The sequence below is a fragment of the Streptomyces griseus genome, assembly GCF_900460065.1.
GTDB lineage: Bacteria > Actinomycetota > Actinomycetes > Streptomycetales > Streptomycetaceae > Streptomyces > Streptomyces griseus.
Map to the genome: position 1 here is coordinate 124,459 of NZ_UAVD01000032.1, position 21,634 is coordinate 146,092.

Consider the following 21,634-nt stretch of genomic DNA (forward strand, 5'->3'; position numbering starts at 1 on the left):
GCGTCCGGCTACGCTTCGGGAAGCAACGTGACTCATGGAGGCTGGCATGGCGTGGACGTGGCGGTTCGAGAAGTCCGACGGTACGGAGACGGAGCCGGCGCTGCAGCCGGAGGAGTTCACCACGCAGGGCGACGCGGAGTCCTGGATCGGTGAGTTCTGGAAGGAGCTCCTGGAGGGCGGCGCCGCCCAGGTGACGCTCCTCGAGGACTCCACCAAGATCTACGGCCCGATGAGCCTGCAGGCCGACGGCGCCTGACCCACGGGGCCCCGGGGCGAAGCGGGCGGCGGAAGGGCGGGTGGTCCGGGGACTCCCCGCACCACCCGCCCTTCGGGCGTCTTGCGCCCGGCTCTCCCCGTGCGCGGCCGGGCCTTTGCCGCTCCGCGTCCGTCCGCCACGGCGGGCAGCCCGGCCCTCCCCGCGCGGTCGGACCCTCCCGCGCTCTCAGATCTCCCCGAGCGTGACCTCCGCCGTCCGGCTGTCGCCGTCGCGCGTGTACGTCACGGTCACCTTCTGGCCCGGCTCGTCGCCCGCCAGCGCCTCGGAGAGCGAGGTGATCGTGGTGACCTCGCTGTCCCCGATCTTCGTGATGGTGTCCCCGGGCCTCAGCCCCGCGTCGTCCGCCGCGCCGCCCCGGTCCACGCTGACCAGCGCCACCCCGGCCGGGCGGTAGCTGTCGTCGACGACCGTGCGCCCCGTGATGTTCAGCGCCGCCCGGCCCGAATCGGTGACCCTGCCGTCCTTGATGATCTGGTCGGCGACCGTCTTCACCATCGAGACGGGGATCGCGAAGCCGATGCCCGGCGCCGCGCTGTCGCCCATCTGCGGGTCGGTCGCCGCGAGGGTCGGAATGCCGATCACCTGGCTGTCCAGGTTGACGAGCGCCCCGCCGCTGTTGCCCGGGTTGATCGCGGCGGACGTCTGCACCATGTTGGCGATCGTCGCCCCCGTGCCGCCGCCCGTCCGGCCCTCGCTCACGGTCCGGCCGAGCGCGGAGACGATGCCCTGGGTGACACTGCTGGACAGGCCGAGAGGCGAGCCCATCGCCAGGACGATCTGCCCGACCTCGACCTTCTCCGCGTCGCCGAACTTCGCGGCCCGCAGCCCGTCCGGCACCTCGTCGAGCTTGATCACCGCCAGGTCCTGCTCCGGATAGGAGGAGACCAGCGAGGCGCTCAGCACCGCCTCCCCGGTGGCGACGCTGACCTTGAACTTCTTCTCGTCACCGACCACATGGGCGTTGGTGACGATGTGCCCCCTGTCGTCGTACACGATCCCGGAGCCGAGCCCCTCCGAGGCGTCGATCTGCACCACCGACGGCAGCACGTCGTTGATGACGTCCTGGTAGGCGTTCTCCAGGTCGTCGGGGGCGCGCTTCGCCGAACCCTGAGCCGTACCGGACGCACTGGCTTCGGGGGCCAAAGCCGCCGGACTCGTACCGGAGCAGCCGCCCGCCAGGGCGATGGCGCAGACGGCCGCGGACAGGGGAAGCAGCAGCCCGCGCGCCCGGCCGCGGAAAGGGGATACGTCCATATCCGGAGTCTGGGGCCCGCCCCGTCCGGATGCCCGAACTGATGAGCCGAACGGGCCCGGCCCCGTGACGCGACCCGCGTCAGCCGCGCACGCCGCACAGGTGCAGCAGCGCCGCCACACCCCGGTAGGGGTCGGTCCGCCCGGCCCGGTCCTCCAGGGTCAGGACCCGCTCCAGCTCCTCGGCCGGCAGCTCCACGTCGTTGCCGACGTTGTCCGTGAAGACCCGCACCCCGTACCAGGCGTGCAGCGGCGCGGCGATCCCCGCGAGCGTGGCCCGCAGCGCGCCGAGCCGGTCGGCCCGCACGGTGAGGCCGAGGCGGTTGGTGTACGTCGCGGTGTCGAAGGCCGTCAGTGCCGCGCCGAAGTCACCCGCGAGCCCCGGGCGCATCGCGAGGGCGTCCGCGTTCCGTACGAGCAGGGAGAGCAGCCCGCCGGGGGCCAGCATCCGGGCGAGCCCGGCCAGCATCGGGTCCGGCTCCTCGACGTACATCAGGACGCCGTGGCACAGCACCACGTCGAAACTGCCGGGCAGGAAGTGCACCCCGGTGTCCCGGCCGTCGCCCTCGATGAGCCTGACCCGCTCCCGGATGCCCTCCGGCTCGGTCTCCAGGGACGCGCGGGCCGCCGCCAGCATCGCGTGGTTCGACTCCAGGCCGGTCACCGAGTGACCGGCCCGCGCCAGACGCAGCGCCTGGGTGCCCTGGCCCATGCCGACGTCCAGCACGCGCAGCCGCTGACCCACCGGGAAACGCCCGGCTATCTGCTCGTCCAGCTGGCGCGCGACCAGCTCCTGGCGGACCTGGTTGCGTACGCCGCCGAGACCCGCCAGCCACGCCGAGGAGGCCCCGGTGAAGCCGGAGGCCTCCGTGCTCAGGGCCGCTCTCCGCGCTTGACCTGCGGCTTCGGGAGCCGCAGTCGACGCATCTGGAGCGTGCGCATCAGGCCGTAGGCCACGGCTCCGCGCTTCGGCGTGTCCGGGAACCGCTCGCGCAGCTGCTTCTTCAGCCGCAGCGAGAGACCGATCGAGTCGATCACGATCAGGATGATCACGCCGAGCCAGAGCAGCAGCGAGATGCTCTGGATGTTCTGCACCTGGATCACGCTGAGGATCAGGATGATCACGGCGAGCGGCAGGAACCACTCGGCGATGTGGAAGCGCGAGTCCACGTAGTCGCGGACGAAGCGCCGGACCGGGCCCTTGTCGCGGACCGGGAGGTAGCGCTCGTCGCCCGAGGCGAGCGCCTCGCGCTGCCTGGCCAGGTCGGCGCGGCGCGCTTCGCGCTGGCGCTTCATGGCCGCCTTGCGGTCGGTCGGCGCGCCGGACGCGGCACGGCGGCGCTGCGACTGGGCCTCGCTGCGCTTGGGGGTGGGGCGACCCTTGGGAGCCTGCGGGTCGCGGGGCTGCTGGGAGAGGTCCGCCGTCACCTTGTCGGTGGGGGCCTTCTCTGTCTTGGCACGGCTACGGAACACAAAACCCAAGGGTACGGGGTCGGCGCGCGGGCCCGGAGACCCGGGCGGGAACGATCCGGCAACGGACGGCGTCCTCGGATGTGTCCCGACGGTGCGATACGGGTGTCAACCACCCGTTCCCGCACCCGTCACCAGGATGTCCCGGGTCCCCGCCTACACCCTGGGCGGGAGTGTTCACGGGGCGCACTCGTCCTTGGGGAGGAGCACATCGACGTCCGAACAGTGCGGTAATAGAGACAGGGCCCGTACTGTGGGTTCTATCGGGAGTGCTGGAGCTCAGTCCGTCAGAAGGGGGCGCGCGAAGCCCATGAGCGGTGTCATGAAGCGTATGGGGATGATCTTCCGCGCGAAGGCAAACAAGGCCCTTGACCGGGCCGAGGATCCGCGCGAGACCCTCGATTACTCGTACCAGAAGCAGCTGGAGCTGCTGCAGAAGGTGCGCCGCGGCGTCGCCGACGTGGCGACGTCCCGCAAGCGCCTGGAGCTGCAGCTGAACCAGTTGCAGGGCCAGTCGTCCAAGCTGGAGGACCAGGGCCGCAAGGCGCTGGCGCTGGGCCGCGAGGACCTGGCGCGCGAGGCGCTGTCCCGGCGCGCCGCGCTCCAGCAGCAGGTCACCGACCTGGAGACGCAGCACGCGACGCTGCAGGGCGAGGAGGAGAAGCTCACCCTCGCGGCCCAGCGGCTCCAGGCCAAGGTCGACGCCTTCCGCACGAAGAAGGAGACCATCAAGGCCACCTACACGGCGGCCCAGGCCCAGACCCGGATCGGCGAGGCCTTCACCGGCATCTCCGAGGAGATGGGCGACGTCGGCCTCGCCATCCAGCGGGCCGAGGACAAGACGCAGCAGCTCCAGGCGCGGGCCGGCGCCATCGACGAGCTGCTCGCCTCCGGCGCCCTGGACGACCCGACCGGCACGGCGAAGGACGACATCGCCGCCGAACTGGACCGGATCTCCGGCGGCAGCGACGTGGAGCTGGAGCTGCAGCGCATGAAGGCCGAGCTGGCCGGTGGTTCCTCGTCCTCGCAGCAGGCCATCGAGGGCGGCGCACAGGACGGCGCTCAGCAGTCGCAGCAGTCGTCCCCGCACAAGTTCGACAAGCAGTGAGGGCAGCGTCATGATCGTACGGATCATGGGGGAGGGCCAGGTCAAGCTGGCCGACAGTCACTTCGTCGAACTGAACGAGCTCGACGATGTTTTGCTCAAGGAGATGGAGAGCGGCGACGGCCCCGGCTTCCGCTCGACCCTCCACGCGCTCCTGGACAAGGTGCGAGAGCTCGGCACTCCGCTCCCGGACGACTCCCTGGAGCCGTCCGAGCTGATCCTGCCGGCGCCCGACGCCACCCTCGAAGACGTCACCGCCATGCTCAGCGACGAGGGGCTCATCCCCAACTGAAGGCCACGGGCCGGCCCCCGGCGGGCCCGTGGATCGCCGCACCGGCACCCCGCACCCCTGCCCCGCGCCCGGTCCGCCGGACGCGGGGCAGGGGTGCTCCGGGACCTTCCCCGCGAAGGCTCCCGTCCCCGTGCGGGGGCCGCGTACCGTAGCTGGACGTGACCACCCTCTCGTCCGGCTTCGCGCGCGCCCGCCGCTGGCTCCGGGACCACCCCCTCGCGTTCGACGCGGCCCTCGCCCTCGGCGCCCTCGTCGCGATGATCGCCGGCTCGTTCGCGGACCCGGGCACCGGACACGGGCCGACCTTCGGCACCCGCACCCCCGGGCCGCTCAGCGTGGTCCTGATGGTCCTCGCCGCCGTGGCCCTGGTCCTGCGGCGCCGGCGTCCGATGGCGGTGCTCGCCGCCACCGGGACCCTCTCGGCGACCGAGTACATCCTGATGGACCCGCCCGCCCCGGTCGTCATGAGCACGGTCATCGCCCTCTACACCGTCGCCTCGCGCACCGACCGCCCCACCACCTGGCGGGTCGGCCTGCTGACCATGGGGGCGCTGACGGCGGCCTCCATGGTCTTCGGCTCGACGCCCTGGTACAGCCAGGAGAACCTCGGTGTGTTCGCCTGGACCGGGATGGCCGGGGCCGCCGGGGACGCGGTGCGCAGCAGACGCGCGTTCGTCGACGCCATCCGGGAACGCGCCGAGCGCGCCGAGCGCACCCGCGAGGAGGAGGCCCGCCGCCGGGTCGCCGAGGAGCGGCTGCGGATCGCACGGGACCTCCACGACGTCGTCGCTCACCACATCGCCCTGGTCAACGTCCAGGCCGGGGTGGCCGCCCACGTCATGGACAGACGCCCGGACCAGGCCAAGGAGGCGCTCGCCCACGTCCGCGACGCCAGCCGCTCCGCGCTCAACGAACTCCGGGTCACCGTCGGCCTCCTGCGCCAGCAGGGCGACCCCGAGGCGCCGACCGAACCGGCCCCCGGGCTCGCCGTGCTCGGCGAGCTGGTCGACACCTTCCGCAACGCCGGGCTCCCCGTCGAGGTGGCCGGCTCCGACCACGGCGAGCGGCTGCCCGCCGCCGTCGACCTGGCCGCGTACCGGGTCATCCAGGAAGCCCTGACCAACGTCCGCAAGCACGCGGGCGCCGGGGCCAGGGCCGAGGTGAGCGTCGTACGGGTGGGCGCCACCGCCGAGGTCACCGTCCTCGACAACGGCCGGGGGTGCGCCGCCCGGCCGCCCGGAGCCGACGACGACCCGGAGAGCGGCCGTCACGGCCTGGTCGGCATGCGCGAACGCGTCACCGCCCTCGGCGGGGCCCTCACCGCGGGCCCTCGGTACGGCGGCGGTTTCCGGGTCCATGCGATCCTTCCGGTCGAGGCCCGCACGGGTGAACCGGAGCGGCCGGGCACAGCGGGCGGAACGGGGCTCTGCCGATGACCCAGCCGACACCGGCGCCGGAACCGACGACCGGACCGCGGCAGGCCCCCATCAAGGTGCTGCTCGCCGACGACCAGGCGCTGCTGCGCAGCGCGTTCCGGGTGCTGGTGGACTCCGAGCCGGACATGGTGGTGGTCGGCGAGGCCGCCGACGGGGCCCAGGCCGTCGACATGGCCCGCGCCTCGGGCGCCGACGTGGTGCTCATGGACATCCGGATGCCGGGCACCGACGGACTCGCCGCCACCCGCATGATCAGCGCGGACCCCGAGCTGTCCGCGGTGCGGGTGGTCATGCTCACCACCTTCGAGGTCGACGAGTACGTGGTCCAGTCGCTGCGCGCCGGAGCATCCGGCTTCCTGGGCAAGGGCGCGGAGCCGGATGAGCTCCTCAACGCCATCCGGATCGCCGCGGCGGGCGAGGCGCTGCTCTCGCCGGCGGCGACCAAGGGGCTCATCGCCACGTTCCTGGCCCAGGGCGGCAGTTCGGGGGAGGGGCCGGACAGCGCGGAGTACGCGGAGCGGCTGGCGGCGCTCACCGGCCGGGAACGCGAGGTGCTGGTGCAGGTCGCGGGCGGCCACTCCAACGACCGGATCGCCGAGCGGCTCGCGGTCAGCCCGCTCACCGTCAAGACCCATGTGAACCGGGCGATGGCGAAGCTGGGAGCCCGGGACCGGGCCCAACTGGTGGTCATCGCCTATGAATCGGGCCTGGTGCGACCCCGGGCGGAGTGACCGGACGGAGGTTCGGCGTACAGCGGCGTACTCCACCTGCGGTATGCGCGGCATAAGAAAGCAGCCCGGGGGGCGACGTTTCGGGGGCGCGGAGCGGAGATCGTAGGACTGGGCTGGAGGTGTGGGTCCCTGACGTCTTCCCCCTCCCCGCCCCCTGCCGCGTACGCCACAGAAGAGAGACCCACCCATGTCCTGGCTGTCCAGATTCAGCCTCGCGCAAAGGGCCCTGATCGGGCTGATCTCGATCGTCGCGCTGGTCTTCGGCGCGATAGCGATCCCGCAGCTCAAGCAGCAGCTGCTGCCCACCATCGAACTGCCGATGGTCTCGGTGCTGGCGCCCTACCAGGGTGCGTCTCCCGATGTGGTCGAGAAGCAGGTCGTCGAGCCGCTGGAGAACTCCCTCAAGGCCGTCGACGGCGTCGAGGGCATCACCTCCACCGCCAGCGAGGGCAACGCCCTCATCATGGCGACCTTCGACTTCGGCGACGAGGGCACCAAGCAGCTCGTCGCCGACATCCAGCAGGCGGTCAACCGGGCCCGCGCCCAGCTGCCCGACGGCGTCGACCCGCAGGTCGTCGCCGGCTCCACGGACGACATCCCGACCGTGGTCCTCGCCGTCACCTCCGACAAGGACCAGCAGGTCCTGGCCGACCAGCTCGACCGCACGGTCGTCCCGGCCCTCCAGGACATCGAGGGCGTCGGCCAGGTCACGGTGGACGGCGTGCGGGACCTCCAGGTCTCCGTCGTCCCCGACGACAAGAAGCTCGCCGGGGCCGGCCTCGACGCGGGCACGCTCGCCCAGGCCCTCCAGGCGGGCGGCGCCACCGTGCCGGCCGGCGCCTTCTCCGAGTCCGGCAAGAGCCGCACCATCCAGGTCGGCGGCGCCTACACCTCGCTGCAGCAGATCGAGGACCTCCCGGTCGTCGCCAAGAACCCGGCGGGCGCCGGGGACCGGCCGGGCGAGCCGGTGCGCCTCGGCGACGTCGCCGAGGTGAAGCAGGAGCCGTCGACGGCGGTCTCCATCACCCGCACCAACGGCAGGCCCAGCCTCGCCGTGATGGCGACGATGGACAAGGACGGCAGCGCCGTCGCCATCTCGGACGCGGTCAAGGACAAGCTCCCCGACCTCCGCAAGGACCTCGGCGAGGGCGCGGAGCTGACCGTGGTCTCCGACCAGGGCCCCGCCGTCTCCAAGTCGATCTCGGGCCTCACCACGGAGGGCGCGCTCGGCCTGGTCTTCGCCGTCGTCGTGATCCTGGTCTTCCTCGCCTCGATCCGCTCGACGCTGGTCACCGCGGTCTCCATCCCGCTCTCGATCGTCCTCGCGCTGATCGTCCTCTGGACCCGCGACCTGTCGCTCAACATGCTCACGCTCGGCGCGCTCACCATCGCCATCGGCCGGGTCGTCGACGACTCGATCGTGGTCCTGGAGAACATCAAGCGCCACCTCGGCTACGGCGAGGAGCGCCACGCGGCGATCATCAACGCGGTCAAGGAGGTCGCCGGAGCGGTCACCTCCGCCACGCTCACCACCGTCGCGGTCTTCCTGCCCATCGGGCTGGTCGGCGGCATGGTCGGCCAGCTGTTCGGCTCGTTCTCGCTGACCATCACCGCGGCGCTGCTGGCCTCGCTCCTGGTCTCGCTGACCGTCGTGCCGGTGCTGTCGTACTGGTTCCTGCGCGCCCCCAAGGGCACCCCTGAGGACGCGGCGGAGGCCCGCCGCCTCGCCGAGGAGAAGGAAGCGGCCAGCAGGCTCCAGCGGATCTACGTCCCGGTCCTGCGCTTCGCGACCCGCCGCCGGGTCACCAGCCTCGTCATCGCCGTGGCCGTGCTCCTCGGCACCTTCGGGATGGTCCCGCTGCTGAAGACGAACTTCTTCGACGCCGGCGAGCAGGAAGTCCTGAGCGTCAAGCAGGAACTCGCCCCCGGCACCAGCCTGGAAGCCGCCGACCAGGCGGCCCGCAAGGTCGAGAAGGTCCTCGCGGGGGACAAGGGCGTCAAGGACTACCAGGTCACCGTCGGCTCCTCCGGCTTCATGGCCGCCTTCGGCGGCGGCACCGGCGCCAACCAGGCCACGTACCAGGTCACCCTGAAGGACGCCGCGGACTACGAGGACGCCCAGGACCGCATCGACGAGGCCCTCGGCAAGCTCGACGGCATCGGCGACACCACCATCGCCGCGGGCGACGGCTTCGGCTCCCAGGACCTGAGCGTCGTGGTCAAGGCCGCCGACGGGGACATCCTGAAGAAGGCGTCCGAGGCGGTCCGCGCCGAGGTCGACACCATCAAGGACGTCACCGACGTCCAGAGCGACCTGGCGCAGAGCGTCCCGCGCATCTCGGTCACCGCCAACGACAAGGCGGCCGCCGCCGGATTCGACTCCGCCACGCTGGGCGGCATCGTCGCCGGAGCCGTACGCGGCACGCCCGCCGGCACCGCGACGCTGGACGACACCGAGCGCGACGTCGTCATCCGGTCCGCCACCCCGGCCGCCACCATGGCCGAGCTGAAGGCCCTGCCGCTCGGCCCGGTCGAGCTCGGCGACATCGCCGACGTCGAGGTCGTCCCCGGACCGGTCTCGATGACCAGGATCGACGGACAGCGCTCGGCGACGATCACGGCCAAGCCCGTCGGCGACAACACCGGCGCGGTCAGCACCGATCTCGCCAAGAAGATCGACGCCCTGGACCTCCCGGACGGCGCCACCGCCACCATCGGCGGCGTCACCGAGGACCAGAACGAGGCCTTCGCGCAGCTCGGCCTCGCCATGCTGGCGGCCATCGCGATCGTCTTCATGCTGCTGGTGGCCACCTTCCGGTCGCTCGTCCAGCCGCTGATCCTGCTGGTCTCCGTCCCGTTCGCGGCGACCGGCGCGCTGGCCCTCCTGCTCATCACGGGCACCCCGCTGGGCGTCCCCGCGATGATCGGCATGCTGATGCTCATCGGCATCGTGGTCACCAACGCGATCGTGCTGATCGACCTGATCAACCAGTACCGCGCCCAGGGCCTCGGGATCGTGGAAGCCGTCATCGAGGGCGGCCGCCACCGCTTCCGCCCGATCCTGATGACGGCACTCGCCACCATCTTCGCCCTGCTCCCGATGGCGCTCGGCGTCACCGGCGAGGGCGGCTTCATCTCGCAGCCGCTGGGCGTCGTGGTGATCGGCGGTCTGATCAGCTCCACGCTGCTGACCCTGCTGCTGGTGCCGACGCTGTACGCGATGGTCGAGCTCCGCAAGGAGCGCCGCGCCGGGAAGAAGGCGGCCAAGCGCGCCGCGAAGGCGGGCGTCCCGTCCCCGGCCGAGCCGGACGAGGCCCGCGAGGCCGAGCCGGCGAAGGCCTGACACGACGCCTGGGGCCCGCCCCGCGCACCCGCGCGGGGCGGGCCCCAGGCGCGGCCGGCTCCGGGCGGAAGGCGTCAGGGGGCGCCCGCGGTGGCGGTCGCACGTCTCCCGGGCCGCCTCGACCGCGGGGACGGACGCGCCGGGCCGCCTCCGGGCGCACGGGAGAGCCCCGGTGGGCCGACCTGCGGCCTACCGGGGCTCTCGGGAGCTCGCGCCGCGCTACGGCAGCGCCAGCATCCGCTCCAGCGCGAGCTTCGCGTACTTCTCCGTCTCCGGGTCGACCTCGATGCGGTTGACCAGCTTGCCCTCGGCCAGCGACTCCAGGGTCCAGACCAGGTGGGGCAGGTCGATGCGGTTCATCGTCGAGCAGAAGCAGACCGTCTTGTCGAGGAAGACGATCTCCTTGTCCTCCGCGGCGAAACGGTTCGCCAGCCGGCGGACCAGGTTCAGCTCGGTGCCGATGGCCCACTTCGAGCCGGCCGGGGCCGCCTCCAGGGCCTTGATGATGTACTCCGTCGAGCCCACGTAGTCCGCGGCGGCGACGACCTCGTGCTTGCACTCCGGGTGCACCAGCACGTTGACCCCGGGCATCCGGGCCCGGACGTCCTCGACCGACTCGACCGAGAAGCGGCCGTGGACCGAGCAGTGCCCGCGCCACAGGATCATCTTCGCGTCGCGCAGCTGCTCGGCGGTGAGCCCGCCGTTCGGCTTGTGCGGGTTGTAGAGGACGCAGTCGTCCAGGCTCATCCCCATGTCCCGCACGGCCGTGTTGCGGCCCAGGTGCTGGTCGGGGAGGAAGAGGATCTTCTCGCCCTGCTCGAAGGCCCACTCCAGGGCCCGCTTCGCGTTCGACGACGTGCAGATCGTGCCGCCGTGCCTGCCGGTGAAGGCCTTGATGTCGGCGGACGAGTTCATGTACGAGACGGGCACCACCCGGTCGGCGACGCCGGCCTCCGTCAGCACGTCCCAGCACTCGGCGACCTGCTCGGCGGTGGCCATGTCGGCCATCGAGCAGCCGGCCGCCAGGTCGGGCAGGACGACCGCCTGGTCGTCCGTGGTCAGGATGTCCGCGGACTCGGCCATGAAGTGGACGCCGCAGAAGACGATGTACTCGGCCTCCGGGCGCGCGGCCGCGTCGCGGGCCAGCTTGAACGAGTCGCCGGTGACGTCCGCGAACTGGATGACCTCGTCGCGCTGGTAGTGGTGGCCGAGGACGAACACCTTGTCCCCGAGCTTCTCCTTCGCGGCGCGGGCGCGCTCCACCAGGTCCGGGTCGGACGGGGAGGGCAGGTCGCCGGGGCACTCGACGCCGCGCTCGCTCCTCGGGTCGGCCTCGCGGCCGAGCAGCAGCAGCGCGAGCGGTGTCGGCTGTACGTCCAGGGGCTGGGCCGTGGTCACGTCACGCACCCTTTCTAGTCTGCGAACTCGAGATCACTCCGCACGCTTCCGCGGAGCGCTTCGGCTAACGCGCCTTTTCGTCTATTTGACGCTATCTATCATAGCCGCTTCGTGTCAGTTTGACGATGCCGATAGCGTCGATGTGACGCATCCCCCGGGCGACCGGGTGTGCGAGCATGAAAAGGAACAGACAAGCGCTTGGCCCGGAATGAAAACGCGGGTCTGGCGGTTGAACCGTCGGCAAGCAGTCCGTACAACCCGGGAGAGAAGCAGATGTCCGTATCGGACGAGACCACCACCGTGAGCGACGGCATCCTCCTGTCCGACGCCGCCGCCGCCAAGGTCAAGGGCCTGCTGGAGCAGGAAGGCCGCGAGGACCTGGCGCTGCGCGTCGCCGTCCAGCCCGGCGGTTGCTCGGGCCTGCGCTACCAGCTCTTCTTCGACGAGCGTTCGCTCGACGGTGACGTCGTGAAGGACTTCGACGGCGTCAAGGTCGTCACCGACCGGATGAGCGCCCCGTACCTGGGCGGCGCCTCCATCGACTTCGTCGACACCATCGAGAAGCAGGGCTTCACCATCGACAACCCGAACGCCACCGGCTCCTGCGCCTGCGGCGACTCCTTCAGCTGAGCCGAGGGCGGGAACACACGGCATACGGAGGCGGCCCCGGGATCATCCCGGGGCCGCCTCCGTTCGTCATTCCGCTCAGCCGCGCGGCACCGTGCCGCCCGACGCCGCGTCGACCACCGCGCGGTCGCCCAGCGGCTCCTGGAGCGTCACCGTCCGGGTCAGCTCCTTGGCGATCGCGATGCAGGCCTTCTTGCCCTCCTGCGGCTTCTCCGTCACCGAGATCGCCACCTGACCCGCGCTCTCCTCCGCGCTCGCCGTGTACGTACTGCACACGCCGCCCCAGAACGTCACCTCAAGGGTCCGCCCGTCCGCTCCGTACGACGTCACCTTCCGCTCCCCGGAGGGCGTCGTCGGCGGCTCCGGCTGCTCGATGAACTCCGGGTCCACGGCGACCTGCGTGACCGTGTTCTCCGGGCCGCCCGGGGCCTGGCGGACCGTGAACAGCCAGGACGGCACCAGCGTCGGCCGGCCGTCCACGTGGTTCAGCGCCAGGCCGAACACCGCGTCCTCGACCGTCTGCTCGACCGGCGCCCGCTTCCCGTTCGACGGCACGCACTGCGGATCGGCGGGAGGCTTCGGCCCGCCCTCCAGCGGTACGGGAGTGGCGCAGCCGCCGATGTCCCGGCCGCCGTCGCCCTTGCCCCGGCTCGCCGCGTTCAGCTGCTTCAGCGCCTCGTCCGCGCCGACCGCCGGATAGGCGTCGCCCTTCTCCAGCGCCTTCAGGTGCCCGCTGCCGCCGGTCACCTCGCCGTCCGGGCCCACCTGGACACCGGTCGACCAGCCGTAGGTCGGGAGCCCGTCGATCTTCGGATCGGCGTTCACCACGCGGACATCGCCCATGAGCTGGCCCGCGTTCAGCGCGGCGTCGTCCTGTCCGACCGCCTTGAGCACCGGGATCGCGGCCGCCTTCGCCGCCTTCTCGCTCACCGGGTCACCGCCCGGCTCCGAGGCCCCGTTCGCACACATCGTCCCCGGCTCGCAGGGCTTGGCCGGGGTGGTCCGGGCGAACGTCCAGGTGCCCGGGGCCTGCTTCGCCACCTTCAGCAGCGCCCCGGGGCCGTCGTCGTCGCCGACCACCCAGGACGTCCCCTCGGCGCGCGGCGAGCCCGGGATGCCCAGCGCCTTCGCCAGCCGGGCGACGTCGGCCGAGGCCACCGTGCCCCTCGCCTCGTGGACCGCCGCCTCGTCCGGGCCGTCGGGCAGCTCGCCCGACGCCCGGTAGACCACGGGCGGACCGCCCGGGTCCGGTTCGCCGGGGGCGATGCCCGGGGGAAGGGAGTCCGAGGACGAGGACGTGTCGCCCGGGCCGTCACCGGCGGGAGCGTCCAGGGCCAGGGGCCGGGCCTCGCCCCGCGCCGATGAGCCGCTGTCCGCCGTGCCGCCGTCGCCCGAGGCGGTCGAGGCCCAGTACGCCCCACCGCCCCCGGCCAGCAGCACGGCCGCGGCCACCGAGGCCACCGCGAGCGGCGGACGCCGCCGCCGGGGGCCGGTCGCGTCGTTGTCGGGTCGCTCGGTGCTCACCGGATCGCTCCTTCGACTGCGTTGCCGTCGCGGCGCCAACCGCGTGTCCCCGGACGGGGACACCGGTGGGACGGGGCCGAGGAGCGTGCGGTTCCCGCGGCCGGGGCCGCCCGGAGGCGACGGGACGGCCTTCGGCACGGAAAAGGCCGAAACGCGATGGCGTCCGTCCGGCCGAGACCGGTGTGCCTCAGTCGCCGTACTCGGACATCGCGTCGATCAGCCGCGCCGACGCGGGCGGGACCGTCACCCCGTTGATCAGGGACGGCTTCACCGGGGCCGGGGCGCTTTTCGCCGCCGCCGTCCAGTGCGGCGCCATCCGCGCGCAGTCGCCGCGCAGTGCGGCCAGGCTCGATTCCGACTCGGGCAATGCGGTGTGCTTCGACATATCCGCACCGTAACCACGGTCGAGCTCAGGTAGAAAGACCTACTATCGGGTAGTTTCCCCTTTTCCCGGCCGTCGCCTCACCCGGTAGCGTGAACTGTCACGTCGTCCCGGAGGGCGCACTCACGGCCCTTCGCCTTCCGCAGGAGCAGCCTCCCCGTGCGTATTGCAGTCACCGGCTCGATCGCCACCGACCACCTCATGACCTTCCCCGGCCGCTTCGCCGACCAGCTGGTCGCGGATCAGCTGCACACGGTCTCCCTCTCCTTCCTGGTCGACAACCTCGACGTCCGCCGGGGCGGTGTCGCCGCCAACATCTGTTTCGGGATGGGGCTGCTCGGCACCCGCCCGATCCTGGTCGGCGCCGCCGGCTCGGACTTCGACGAGTACCGCGCCTGGCTCGACCGGCACGGCGTCGAGACCGGCTCGGTCCGTATCTCCGAGGTCCTGCACACCGCCCGCTTCGTCTGCACCACCGACGCCGACCACAACCAGATCGGCTCCTTCTACACGGGCGCGATGAGCGAGGCCCGCCTCATCGAGCTCCAGAGCGTCGCCGACCGCGTCGGCGGCCTCGACCTCGTCTCCATCGGCGCCGACGACCCCGAGGCGATGCTCCGCCACACCGAGGAGTGCCGCTCCCGGAACATCCCCTTCGCCGCGGACTTCTCGCAGCAGATCGCGCGGATGGACGGCGAGGAGATCCGCATCCTCCTCGACGGCGCCACCTACCTCTTCTCCAACGAGTACGAGAAGGGGCTCATCGAGTCCAAGACCGGCTGGAGCGACGAGGAGATCCTCGCCAAGGTCGGCCACCGCGTCACCACCCTCGGCGCCCGCGGTGTCCGGATCGAGCGCGTCGGCGAGCCGGTCATCGAGGTCGGCTGCCCCGAGGAGGACACCAAGGCCGACCCCACCGGCGTCGGCGACGCCTTCCGCGCGGGCTTCCTCTCCGGCCTGGCCTGGGGCGTCGGCCTGGAGCGCGCCGCCCAGGTCGGCTGCATGCTCGCCACCCTGGTCATCGAGACCGTCGGCACCCAGGAGTACACCCTGCGCCGCACCCACTTCATGGACCGCTTCACCAAGGCGTACGGCCACGAGGCCGCCGCCGAGGTCCGGCAGCACCTGGCCTGATCAGGAGAGCCGGCGGACCACGTGGGCCGAGCCGCGGTCCGCCGGCTCCTCGCCCACGTACTCCTGGCCCCGCATCTCGCACCAGGCCGGGATGTCCAGGCGCGCCGCCTCGTCGTCGGCGAGCACCGTCACCGTGGCGCCCACCGCTACCTCCCCGATCACCTTTGCGAGCTCGATCACCGGGACCGGGCAGCGCCGGCCCAGCGCGTCGACCACCAGGGACGCGGCGGGCCCGGGGGAGAGGGGGGCCGGAACCGGGGCGCCCAGCCGCTCCCGGACCTCGGCGACCACCCCGGGCAGGACCTCCAGGAAGCGGTCCACGTCCGCCCCGGCCGTGCCCGGCGGCAGCGACACCCGGACGTTGCCCTCCGAGAGGACCCCCATCGCCCTGAGCACATGGCTGGGGACCAGCGTGCTGCTCGTGCAGGACGAACCGGACGAAACGGAGAACTCCCTCCGGTCCAGCTCGTGCAGCAGGGTCTCCCCGTCGACGTAGAGGCACGAGAAGGTGACCAGGTGCGGCAGCCGCCGCACCGGATCGCCCACCACCTCGACGTCCGGGACCCGCTCGGCCACCACGCTGCGGATCCGGTCCACCAGAGCCCGCAGCCGCCCCGACTCCGCCGCGGCCTCGTTCCGGACCGCGCGCAGCGAGGCCGCCGCCGCCACGATCGCCGGCAGGTTCTCGAAGCCCGCCGCCCGCCCCGACTCCCGCTCCCCGGCCGGACCCTGGGCGGCGAACCGCACCCCCTTGCGGACCGCGAGCAGCCCCACCCCGGCCGGGCCGCCCCACTTGTGCGCGCTCGCCGTCAGCAGCGACCAGCCCTCCTGGACCGGCCCCCAGCCCAGCGACTGGGCCGCGTCCACCAGCAGCGGCACCCCGGCGTCCGCGCACCGGGCGGCGACCTCGGCGACCGGTTGCTCGGTGCCCACCTCGTGGTTGGCCGACTGGAGGCAGGCCAGCGCGGTGTCCGCCCGCAGCGCCCCGCCGTACACCGCCGGGTCCACCGCCCCCGTGCGGTCCACCGGGACCTCGGTGAACGAGCCGCCCGCCGCCTCGTGGGCCGCAGCCGAATGGAGCACCGACGAGTGTTCGACCGCCGACAGGGCCAGATGGCGGCCGACACGCCGACGCCCCGAAAGAGCCCCGGCAATTCCCGCGTGCACCGCCGTCGTCCCGGACGAGGTGAAGACCAGCTCGTCGGGGCGGCAGCCGACGGCCTCCGCGGCGGCCTCCCGGGCCGCGTCCAGGAGCAGCCTGGCCCGCCGCCCCTCCCGGTAGAGGCGGGCGGGATCGGCCCAGCCCTCGTCAAGCGCGGCAAGCAGGGCCTGACGTGCGACGGGGTGCAGGGGGGCGGCGGAGGCGGCGTCGAAGTAGGGCACCCGGCCACGCTAGCCCGCACCCGGCCCCACCCGGCCGGGGGTCGTTCCTCCGGGGCGGGCGAGTGGCCGTCAGATGGGGGCCGGAGGCCCGGATTCCACCCCATGGGCGTGTCGGGCGGCGCGTTGGGCACCCTCCCCGCGCGACCCCAAATAGCGTCCAGTAGGGTTTGGTCCGCATAAACATCCAAACCCCTGCCCGCGTCAGGGCCGGCGACCGACCAGAGACATACGGGCGCGCCGACCGTGCGGGCGAGACTCTCGGGAAGGCGCTACGTGAGTCCCAACGGCTCCGACCGCTCGTCGCGGCGCCCGATGCGGCGGAAGCTGCCGCAGGTGCTGACTGCGGGCCTGGTCCTGGCGACGGCCTCCGGTTGTTCATACAACTGGGAGGATTTCCCCCGCCTCGGAATGCCCACTCCGGTTACGGAAGAGGCCCCTCGGATCCTCTCCCTCTGGCAAGGCTCGTGGGCGGCAGCGCTCGTCACGGGTGTCCTTGTCTGGGGACTGATCCTCTGGAGCGTCTTCTTCCACCGGCGTAGCCGGACCAAGGTGGAGGTACCTCCGCAGACCAGGTACAACATGCCCATCGAGGCGTTGTACACAGTGGTTCCCCTCATCATCGTCTCGGTGCTTTTCTACTTCACCGCACGTGATGAGTCGAAGCTCCTCGAGCTCTCCGACAAGCCCGCCCACACGATCAACGTGGTCGGCTTCCAGTGGAGCTGGGGCTTCAACTACATCGAGAAGGTGGACGGCCAGCCCGCGGCGGGCCCCGAGATCCCCAAGGAACTCGACGCCATCCCCGACCGGTTCCACAAGGACTTCCCCGAGGGCGCCGGCGGCGTCTACGACGTGGGCATCCCCGGAACCCGCAACCCGCAGAACGGCAACCCGGGTCCGACCCTGTGGCTGCCGAAGGGCGAGAAGGTCCGTTTCATCCTCACTTCGCGGGACGTCATCCACTCCTTCTGGGTGGTGCCGTTCCTCATGAAGCAGGACGTCATCCCGGGCCACACCAACGCGTTCGAGGTCACTCCCAACCGGGAGGGCACCTTCATGGGCAAGTGCGCCGAGCTCTGCGGCGCCGACCACTCCCGAATGCTCTTCAACGTCAAGGTCGTCTCCCCGGAGCGTTACCAGCAGCACCTCAAGGAGCTGGCTGAGAAGGGTCAGACGGGCTACGTGCCGGCGGGCATCGCGCAGACGGACCCGGCCAGGAATGCGGAGAAGAACCAACTGTGAGCATCCTCAACGAACCTCAGGGTGCCGCTCCGGCAGACGACTCGTACGAGGACGAGCTGCCCGTGCGGCGCAAGCAGCCGGGAAACATCGTCGTGAAGTGGCTGACCACCACCGACCACAAGACGATCGGTACGCTCTACCTGGTCACGTCGTTCGTGTTCTTCTGCATCGGCGGACTCATGGCGCTCTTCATGCGCGCCGAGCTGGCCCGTCCGGGCACGCAGATCATGTCGAACGAGCAGTTCAACCAGGCGTTCACGATGCACGGCACGATCATGCTGCTGATGTTCGCGACGCCGCTGTTCGCCGGATTCGCGAACTGGATCATGCCGCTGCAGATCGGCGCGCCCGATGTGGCGTTCCCGCGGCTGAACATGTTCGCGTACTGGCTGTACCTCTTCGGCTCGCTCATCGCGGTGGCCGGCTTCCTCACCCCGCAGGGTGCGGCTGACTTCGGCTGGTTCGCCTACTCCCCGCTCTCGGACGCGGTCCGTTCGCCGGGCGTCGGCGCCGACATGTGGATCATGGGTCTGGCCTTCTCCGGCTTCGGCACGATCCTCGGCTCGGTCAACTTCATCACCACGATCATCTGCATGCGCGCACCCGGCATGACGATGTTCCGCATGCCGATCTTCACCTGGAACGTCCTGCTGACCGGTGTCCTGGTCCTGCTGGCCTTCCCGGTCCTCGCCGCCGCGCTCTTCGCGCTGGAGGCGGATCGTAAATTCGGTGCGCATATCTTCGACGCGGCCAATGGCGGCGCATTGCTCTGGCAACACCTCTTCTGGTTCTTCGGCCATCCAGAGGTGTACATCATCGCGCTACCATTCTTCGGAATCATTTCCGAGGTCATCCCGGTATTCAGCCGCAAGCCGATGTTCGGCTACATCGGCCTGATCTCCGCGACGATCGCCATCGCCGGCCTCTCCGTGACGGTGTGGGCGCACCACATGTACGTCACGGGCGGTGTGCTGTTGCCGTTCTTCTCCTTCATGACGTTCCTCATCGCCGTCCCGACAGGCGTGAAGTTCTTCAACTGGATCGGCACGATGTGGAAGGGGTCGTTGTCCTTCGAGACACCGATGCTCTGGGCCGTCGGCTTCCTGATCACCTTCACCTTCGGTGGTCTGACCGGCGTCATCCTCGCCTCGCCCCCGATGGACTTCCACGTCTCGGACTCGTACTTCGTCGTCGCGCACTTCCACTACGTCATCTTCGGCACCGTGGTCTTCGCGATGTTCTCCGGATTCCACTTCTGGTGGCCGAAGTTCACCGGCAAGATGCTGGACGAGCGACTCGGCAAGATCACCTTCTGGACGCTGTTCGTGGGCTTCCACGGCACGTTCCTGGTGCAGCACTGGCTCGGTGCCGAGGGCATGCCGCGTCGTTACGCGGACTACCTCGACGCCGACGGCTTCACGGCGCTGAACACGATCTCGACGATCTCCTCGTTCCTGCTCGGCCTGTCGATGCTTCCGTTCTTCTACAACGTCTGGAAGACCGCGAAGTACGGCAAGAAGATCGAGGTCGACGACCCGTGGGGTTACGGCCGTTCGCTGGAGTGGGCGACCTCCTGCCCGCCGCCGCGGCACAACTTCCTCACGCTGCCGCGGATCCGTTCCGAATCCCCGGCGTTCGACCTGCACCACCCGGAGATCACCGCGCTGGAGCAGCTCGGCCATGACTCCGAGTCGGACAAGGCCCTCGCCGGCGGCAAGGAGGCAGGCAAGTGAAGATCCAGGGACAGATGTTCATCTGGCTGAGCGTCTTCATCCTCGCCATGGCCGTCGTGTACGGCGTGTGGTCCAAGGAGCCGGTCGGCACCACGGCCCTCTTCCTGGCCTTCGGGCTGTCCATCATGATCGGCTTCTACCTGGCCTTCACGGCCAACCGGGTCGACGCCATGGCCCAGGACAACAAGGAAGCGGACGTCGCCGACGAGGCGGGCGAGCTGGGGTTCTTCTCCCCGCACAGCTGGCAGCCGCTCTCCCTGGCGGTCGGCGGCGCCTTCGCCTTCATGGGCGTCGTCTTCGGCTGGTGGCTGATGTACTTCTCCGCCCCCCTGCTCCTGATCGGCCTCTTCGGCTGGGTCTTCGAGTACTACCGGGGCGAGAACCGCACCCAGTGACACCGCACCCCGTGGCACCGCACCCCCGGTGACACGCGCTACACCACGAAGGGCCCGCGTCGCCGACAGCGACGCGGGCCCTTCGCTCGTTTGCAGTCACTGAACGCGCTGGAACGGATGAATCTTCTTAGCGTGGACGGCATGAACCACACGCCGCGCATCCGCACCGTAGTGAGCTGCACCCTGCTGGTCGCCACCCTCGCCGCGGGTGCGACCGCCTGTGGCTCGCCCGACGGCCACCCGCTCTCGACGAAGCCGTTCGACGCGAGCGACCAGGTCTCCTTCAACGGCCCCTCCACCAAGGAGAAGGCCGACCCCGACAAGCCGCTCGAAGTCACCGTCAAGGGTGACGACGGGCGCATCAGCGACGTCAGCGCCGTGGACACCGGCGGCCGGCACCTCGCGGGGGAGCTCTCCGCCGACGGGAGGCGCTGGCGCTCCACCGCCCCGCTGGCGGCCGGCACCGGATACACCGTCAGGGTCGCCACGGAGGACGGCGACGGCGCCCCGGGCGTCCGTACGCTCTCCTTCGACACCTCGTCGCCCAAGAAGCTGCTGAAGGTCGCCTTCGGCCCGGAGGCGGGCACCTACGGCGTCGGACAGCCCATCACGGCGGAACTCAGCGCTCCGATCACCGACAAGGCGGCCAGGGCCACCGTGGAGCGCGCCCTGAAGGTCCGCTCCACCCCGGCGACCACCGGCTCCTGGTACTGGGTCGACGACAAGAAGCTCCACTACCGCCCGAAGGAGTACTGGCCCGCGAACGCCACCATCGAGGTCCGCTCCAACCTGGCGGGCATCAAGGTGACCAACGCGCTCTACGGAGCCGAGGCCAAGGCCCTGAAGCTCACCACGGGCGACCGGATCGAGGCCATCACCGACGCGGCGGACCACAGCCTGACGGTGTACCGCAACGGGGAAGTGATCAACACCATCCCGGTCACCACCGGCAAGCCCGGCTTCTCCACCCGCAACGGGGTCAAGGTGGTGCTCGCCAAGGAGCAGTTCGTCCGCATGCGCGGGGAGAGCATCGGCATCGCCGCCGGCTCGTCGGAGTCGTACGACCTGCCGGTCTACTGGGCCACCCGGGTGACCTGGAGCGGCGAGTACGTCCACGCCGCGCCCTGGTCCACCGGCTCCCAGGGCAACGCCAACGTCAGCCACGGCTGCACCGGCATGAGCACCGACAACGCCGAGTGGTTCTTCGACACCGTGCGCGAGGGCGACATCGTCAAGGTCGTCGGCAGCGAGGGCGAGGACATGGACCCGTTCGGCAACGGGTTCGGCGACTGGAACCTCTCCTGGGAGAAGTGGCAGAAGGGCAGCGCCCTCCACGAGGGGGCGCCGGACAGCCCGCAGACGCTCCAGGCCGCCCGGCTGCGTCCCCACGTCTGATCCGGGAAGGGGAAGGTCCCGTACGGCGCCGGACGCCCCTCAGCGGGCCGTGGGGGCCCCTCAGGCCCCCACGGCGAGCCGCTGCCGTAGCAGCGCCGCCAGCGCGTCGGCGAACTCCACCGGGTCCACCGGGAGGGTCACGGCGGCCTCCGCCCGGCTCCAGGTGGCCAGCCAGGCGTCCTGCGGGCGGCCGATCAGCAGCAGCACCGGCGGGCAGCGGAAGATCTCGTCCTTGATCTGGCGGCAGACGCCCATGCCGCCGACGGGGGCCGTCTCCCCGTCCAGCACGCAGACGTCGACGCCGCCGCCGTCCAGCGCCTTGAGGACGGCCGGGAGCGTCGCGCACTCCAGGAACTCCACCGGTGGGACGTCCGCGGCAGGCCTGCGACCGGCTGCCAGCCTCACCTGCTCGCGGATGTTGGCGTCGTCGCTGTAGACCAGGACCGTGGCGGTCGCCTGCATTGTTCCTCCGTGACATCGACGTCGTCGGGGCTCTCGGGGCATGCACCGATGCGC

General features: G+C 71.1%; 20 protein-coding genes. 12 read left to right on the top strand and 8 right to left on the bottom strand.

Annotated elements, in window-relative coordinates; all coding sequences use genetic code 11:
* Nucleotides 1–46: 46 nt before the first annotated feature.
* Nucleotides 47–256, top strand: coding sequence for a hypothetical protein (locus tag DTB53_RS23505; RefSeq protein WP_042497336.1), 210 nt, complete (start codon nucleotides 47–49; stop codon nucleotides 254–256).
* 186 nt (nucleotides 257–442) lie between these two features.
* Here the strand turns inward: DTB53_RS23505 and DTB53_RS23510 are convergent, their stop codons facing one another.
* From DTB53_RS23510 to DTB53_RS23520, 3 genes are all read right to left on the bottom strand, one after another.
* Nucleotides 443–1,531: a S1C family serine protease gene (locus DTB53_RS23510; RefSeq protein WP_012381254.1), complete on the bottom strand. Its 1,089-nt coding sequence runs from the start codon at nucleotides 1,529–1,531 to the stop codon at nucleotides 443–445.
* 79 nt (nucleotides 1,532–1,610) lie between these two features.
* Nucleotides 1,611–2,273 carry a class I SAM-dependent methyltransferase gene (locus DTB53_RS23515; RefSeq protein ID WP_012381255.1) on the bottom strand — a complete coding sequence of 221 codons (663 nt, stop codon included), beginning with the start codon at nucleotides 2,271–2,273 and terminating at the stop codon, nucleotides 1,611–1,613.
* 128 nt (nucleotides 2,274–2,401) lie between these two features.
* Nucleotides 2,402–3,001 carry a DUF3043 domain-containing protein gene (locus DTB53_RS23520; protein WP_003969615.1) on the bottom strand — a complete coding sequence of 200 codons (600 nt, stop codon included), beginning with the start codon at nucleotides 2,999–3,001 and terminating at the stop codon, nucleotides 2,402–2,404.
* Nucleotides 3,002–3,320: 319 nt separating this feature from the next.
* On the opposite strand from DTB53_RS23520, the gene DTB53_RS23525 reads away from it, so the two are divergent.
* The 5 genes from DTB53_RS23525 to DTB53_RS23545 all read left to right on the top strand — a co-directional run bounded on the left by DTB53_RS23525 (nucleotide 3,321) and on the right by DTB53_RS23545 (nucleotide 9,905).
* The gene (locus DTB53_RS23525) at nucleotides 3,321–4,106 is read left to right on the top strand and encodes a PspA/IM30 family protein (protein WP_042497340.1); all 786 of its coding nucleotides are present in this window, start codon (nucleotides 3,321–3,323) and stop codon (nucleotides 4,104–4,106) included.
* Between the two features lie 10 nt (nucleotides 4,107–4,116).
* The gene (gene pspAA, locus DTB53_RS23530; protein WP_003969617.1) at nucleotides 4,117–4,395 is read left to right on the top strand and encodes a PspA-associated protein PspAA; all 279 of its coding nucleotides are present in this window, start codon (nucleotides 4,117–4,119) and stop codon (nucleotides 4,393–4,395) included.
* 158 nt (nucleotides 4,396–4,553) lie between these two features.
* Nucleotides 4,554–5,831 carry a sensor histidine kinase gene (locus DTB53_RS23535; RefSeq protein ID WP_012381258.1) on the top strand — a complete coding sequence of 426 codons (1,278 nt, stop codon included), beginning with the start codon at nucleotides 4,554–4,556 and terminating at the stop codon, nucleotides 5,829–5,831.
* The gene (locus DTB53_RS23540) at nucleotides 5,828–6,562 is read left to right on the top strand and encodes a response regulator (protein ID WP_012381259.1); all 735 of its coding nucleotides are present in this window, start codon (nucleotides 5,828–5,830) and stop codon (nucleotides 6,560–6,562) included. Before DTB53_RS23535 ends, DTB53_RS23540 begins: the two co-directional genes overlap by 4 nt.
* 187 nt (nucleotides 6,563–6,749) lie before the next feature.
* A complete protein-coding gene (locus tag DTB53_RS23545; RefSeq protein WP_012381260.1) occupies nucleotides 6,750–9,905 on the top strand; it encodes an efflux RND transporter permease subunit in 3,156 nt (1,051 codons plus the stop codon).
* Between the two features lie 219 nt (nucleotides 9,906–10,124).
* On the opposite strand, the gene nadA is transcribed toward DTB53_RS23545, so the two are convergent.
* Nucleotides 10,125–11,312, bottom strand: a complete 1,188-nt coding sequence (nadA, locus tag DTB53_RS23550; RefSeq protein WP_012381261.1) for a quinolinate synthase NadA — start codon at nucleotides 11,310–11,312, stop codon at nucleotides 10,125–10,127.
* 264 nt (nucleotides 11,313–11,576) lie between these two features.
* Between nadA and DTB53_RS23555 the strand changes: the two genes are divergently transcribed.
* Nucleotides 11,577–11,933 (top strand): HesB/IscA family protein, encoded by a 357-nt coding sequence (locus DTB53_RS23555; protein WP_003969624.1) that lies wholly within the window; start codon nucleotides 11,577–11,579, stop codon nucleotides 11,931–11,933.
* A gap of 75 nt (nucleotides 11,934–12,008) precedes the next feature.
* Here the strand turns inward: DTB53_RS23555 and DTB53_RS23560 are convergent, their stop codons facing one another.
* Both DTB53_RS23560 and DTB53_RS23565 read right to left on the bottom strand, forming a co-directional pair.
* Entirely contained in the window at nucleotides 12,009–13,454 is a 1,446-nt protein-coding gene (locus tag DTB53_RS23560) for a hypothetical protein (RefSeq protein WP_042497346.1), read from the bottom strand.
* A 187-nt stretch (nucleotides 13,455–13,641) separates the two neighbouring features.
* Nucleotides 13,642–13,839: a hypothetical protein gene (locus tag DTB53_RS23565; RefSeq protein ID WP_003969626.1), complete on the bottom strand. Its 198-nt coding sequence runs from the start codon at nucleotides 13,837–13,839 to the stop codon at nucleotides 13,642–13,644.
* Between the two features lie 156 nt (nucleotides 13,840–13,995).
* Between DTB53_RS23565 and DTB53_RS23570 the strand changes: the two genes are divergently transcribed.
* Complete coding sequence (locus DTB53_RS23570) at nucleotides 13,996–14,970, top strand: carbohydrate kinase family protein (RefSeq protein WP_003969628.1); 975 nt, start codon at nucleotides 13,996–13,998, stop codon at nucleotides 14,968–14,970.
* Here the strand turns inward: DTB53_RS23570 and DTB53_RS23575 are convergent, their stop codons facing one another.
* Nucleotides 14,971–16,353: a cysteine desulfurase/sulfurtransferase TusA family protein gene (locus tag DTB53_RS23575; protein WP_012381263.1), complete on the bottom strand. Its 1,383-nt coding sequence runs from the start codon at nucleotides 16,351–16,353 to the stop codon at nucleotides 14,971–14,973.
* Between the two features lie 273 nt (nucleotides 16,354–16,626).
* Between DTB53_RS23575 and ctaC the strand changes: the two genes are divergently transcribed.
* From ctaC to DTB53_RS23595, 4 genes are all read left to right on the top strand, one after another.
* Nucleotides 16,627–17,595: an aa3-type cytochrome oxidase subunit II gene (gene ctaC, locus DTB53_RS23580; RefSeq protein WP_012381264.1), complete on the top strand. Its 969-nt coding sequence runs from the start codon at nucleotides 16,627–16,629 to the stop codon at nucleotides 17,593–17,595.
* The gene (gene ctaD, locus DTB53_RS23585) at nucleotides 17,592–19,328 is read left to right on the top strand and encodes an aa3-type cytochrome oxidase subunit I (protein ID WP_003969631.1); all 1,737 of its coding nucleotides are present in this window, start codon (nucleotides 17,592–17,594) and stop codon (nucleotides 19,326–19,328) included. Before ctaC ends, ctaD begins: the two co-directional genes overlap by 4 nt.
* The gene (locus tag DTB53_RS23590; RefSeq protein ID WP_003969632.1) at nucleotides 19,325–19,723 is read left to right on the top strand and encodes a cytochrome c oxidase subunit 4; all 399 of its coding nucleotides are present in this window, start codon (nucleotides 19,325–19,327) and stop codon (nucleotides 19,721–19,723) included. The genes ctaD and DTB53_RS23590 overlap by 4 nt, the downstream gene beginning before the upstream one ends.
* Nucleotides 19,724–19,864: 141 nt before the next feature.
* Nucleotides 19,865–21,118 carry a L,D-transpeptidase gene (locus tag DTB53_RS23595; protein WP_012381265.1) on the top strand — a complete coding sequence of 418 codons (1,254 nt, stop codon included), beginning with the start codon at nucleotides 19,865–19,867 and terminating at the stop codon, nucleotides 21,116–21,118.
* A 60-nt stretch (nucleotides 21,119–21,178) separates the two neighbouring features.
* Here the strand turns inward: DTB53_RS23595 and DTB53_RS23600 are convergent, their stop codons facing one another.
* Complete coding sequence (locus DTB53_RS23600) at nucleotides 21,179–21,580, bottom strand: DNA-binding transcriptional response regulator (protein ID WP_003969634.1); 402 nt, start codon at nucleotides 21,578–21,580, stop codon at nucleotides 21,179–21,181.
* Nucleotides 21,581–21,634 lie beyond the last annotated feature (54 nt).

Coding starts and splice junctions, on each gene's coding strand:
- pspAA (WP_003969617.1), top strand. CDS start 4,117: ATGATCGTACGGATCATGGGGGAGGGCCAGGTCAAGCTGGCCGACAGT.
- DTB53_RS23595 (WP_012381265.1), top strand. CDS start 19,865: ATGAACCACACGCCGCGCATCCGCACCGTAGTGAGCTGCACCCTGCTG.
- DTB53_RS23555 (WP_003969624.1), top strand. CDS start 11,577: ATGTCCGTATCGGACGAGACCACCACCGTGAGCGACGGCATCCTCCTG.
- DTB53_RS23505 (WP_042497336.1), top strand. CDS start 47: ATGGCGTGGACGTGGCGGTTCGAGAAGTCCGACGGTACGGAGACGGAG.
- DTB53_RS23540 (WP_012381259.1), top strand. CDS start 5,828: ATGACCCAGCCGACACCGGCGCCGGAACCGACGACCGGACCGCGGCAG.
- DTB53_RS23545 (WP_012381260.1), top strand. CDS start 6,750: ATGTCCTGGCTGTCCAGATTCAGCCTCGCGCAAAGGGCCCTGATCGGG.
- DTB53_RS23525 (WP_042497340.1), top strand. CDS start 3,321: ATGAAGCGTATGGGGATGATCTTCCGCGCGAAGGCAAACAAGGCCCTT.
- DTB53_RS23510 (WP_012381254.1), bottom strand. CDS start 1,531: ATGGACGTATCCCCTTTCCGCGGCCGGGCGCGCGGGCTGCTGCTTCCC.
- DTB53_RS23565 (WP_003969626.1), bottom strand. CDS start 13,839: ATGTCGAAGCACACCGCATTGCCCGAGTCGGAATCGAGCCTGGCCGCA.
- DTB53_RS23600 (WP_003969634.1), bottom strand. CDS start 21,580: ATGCAGGCGACCGCCACGGTCCTGGTCTACAGCGACGACGCCAACATC.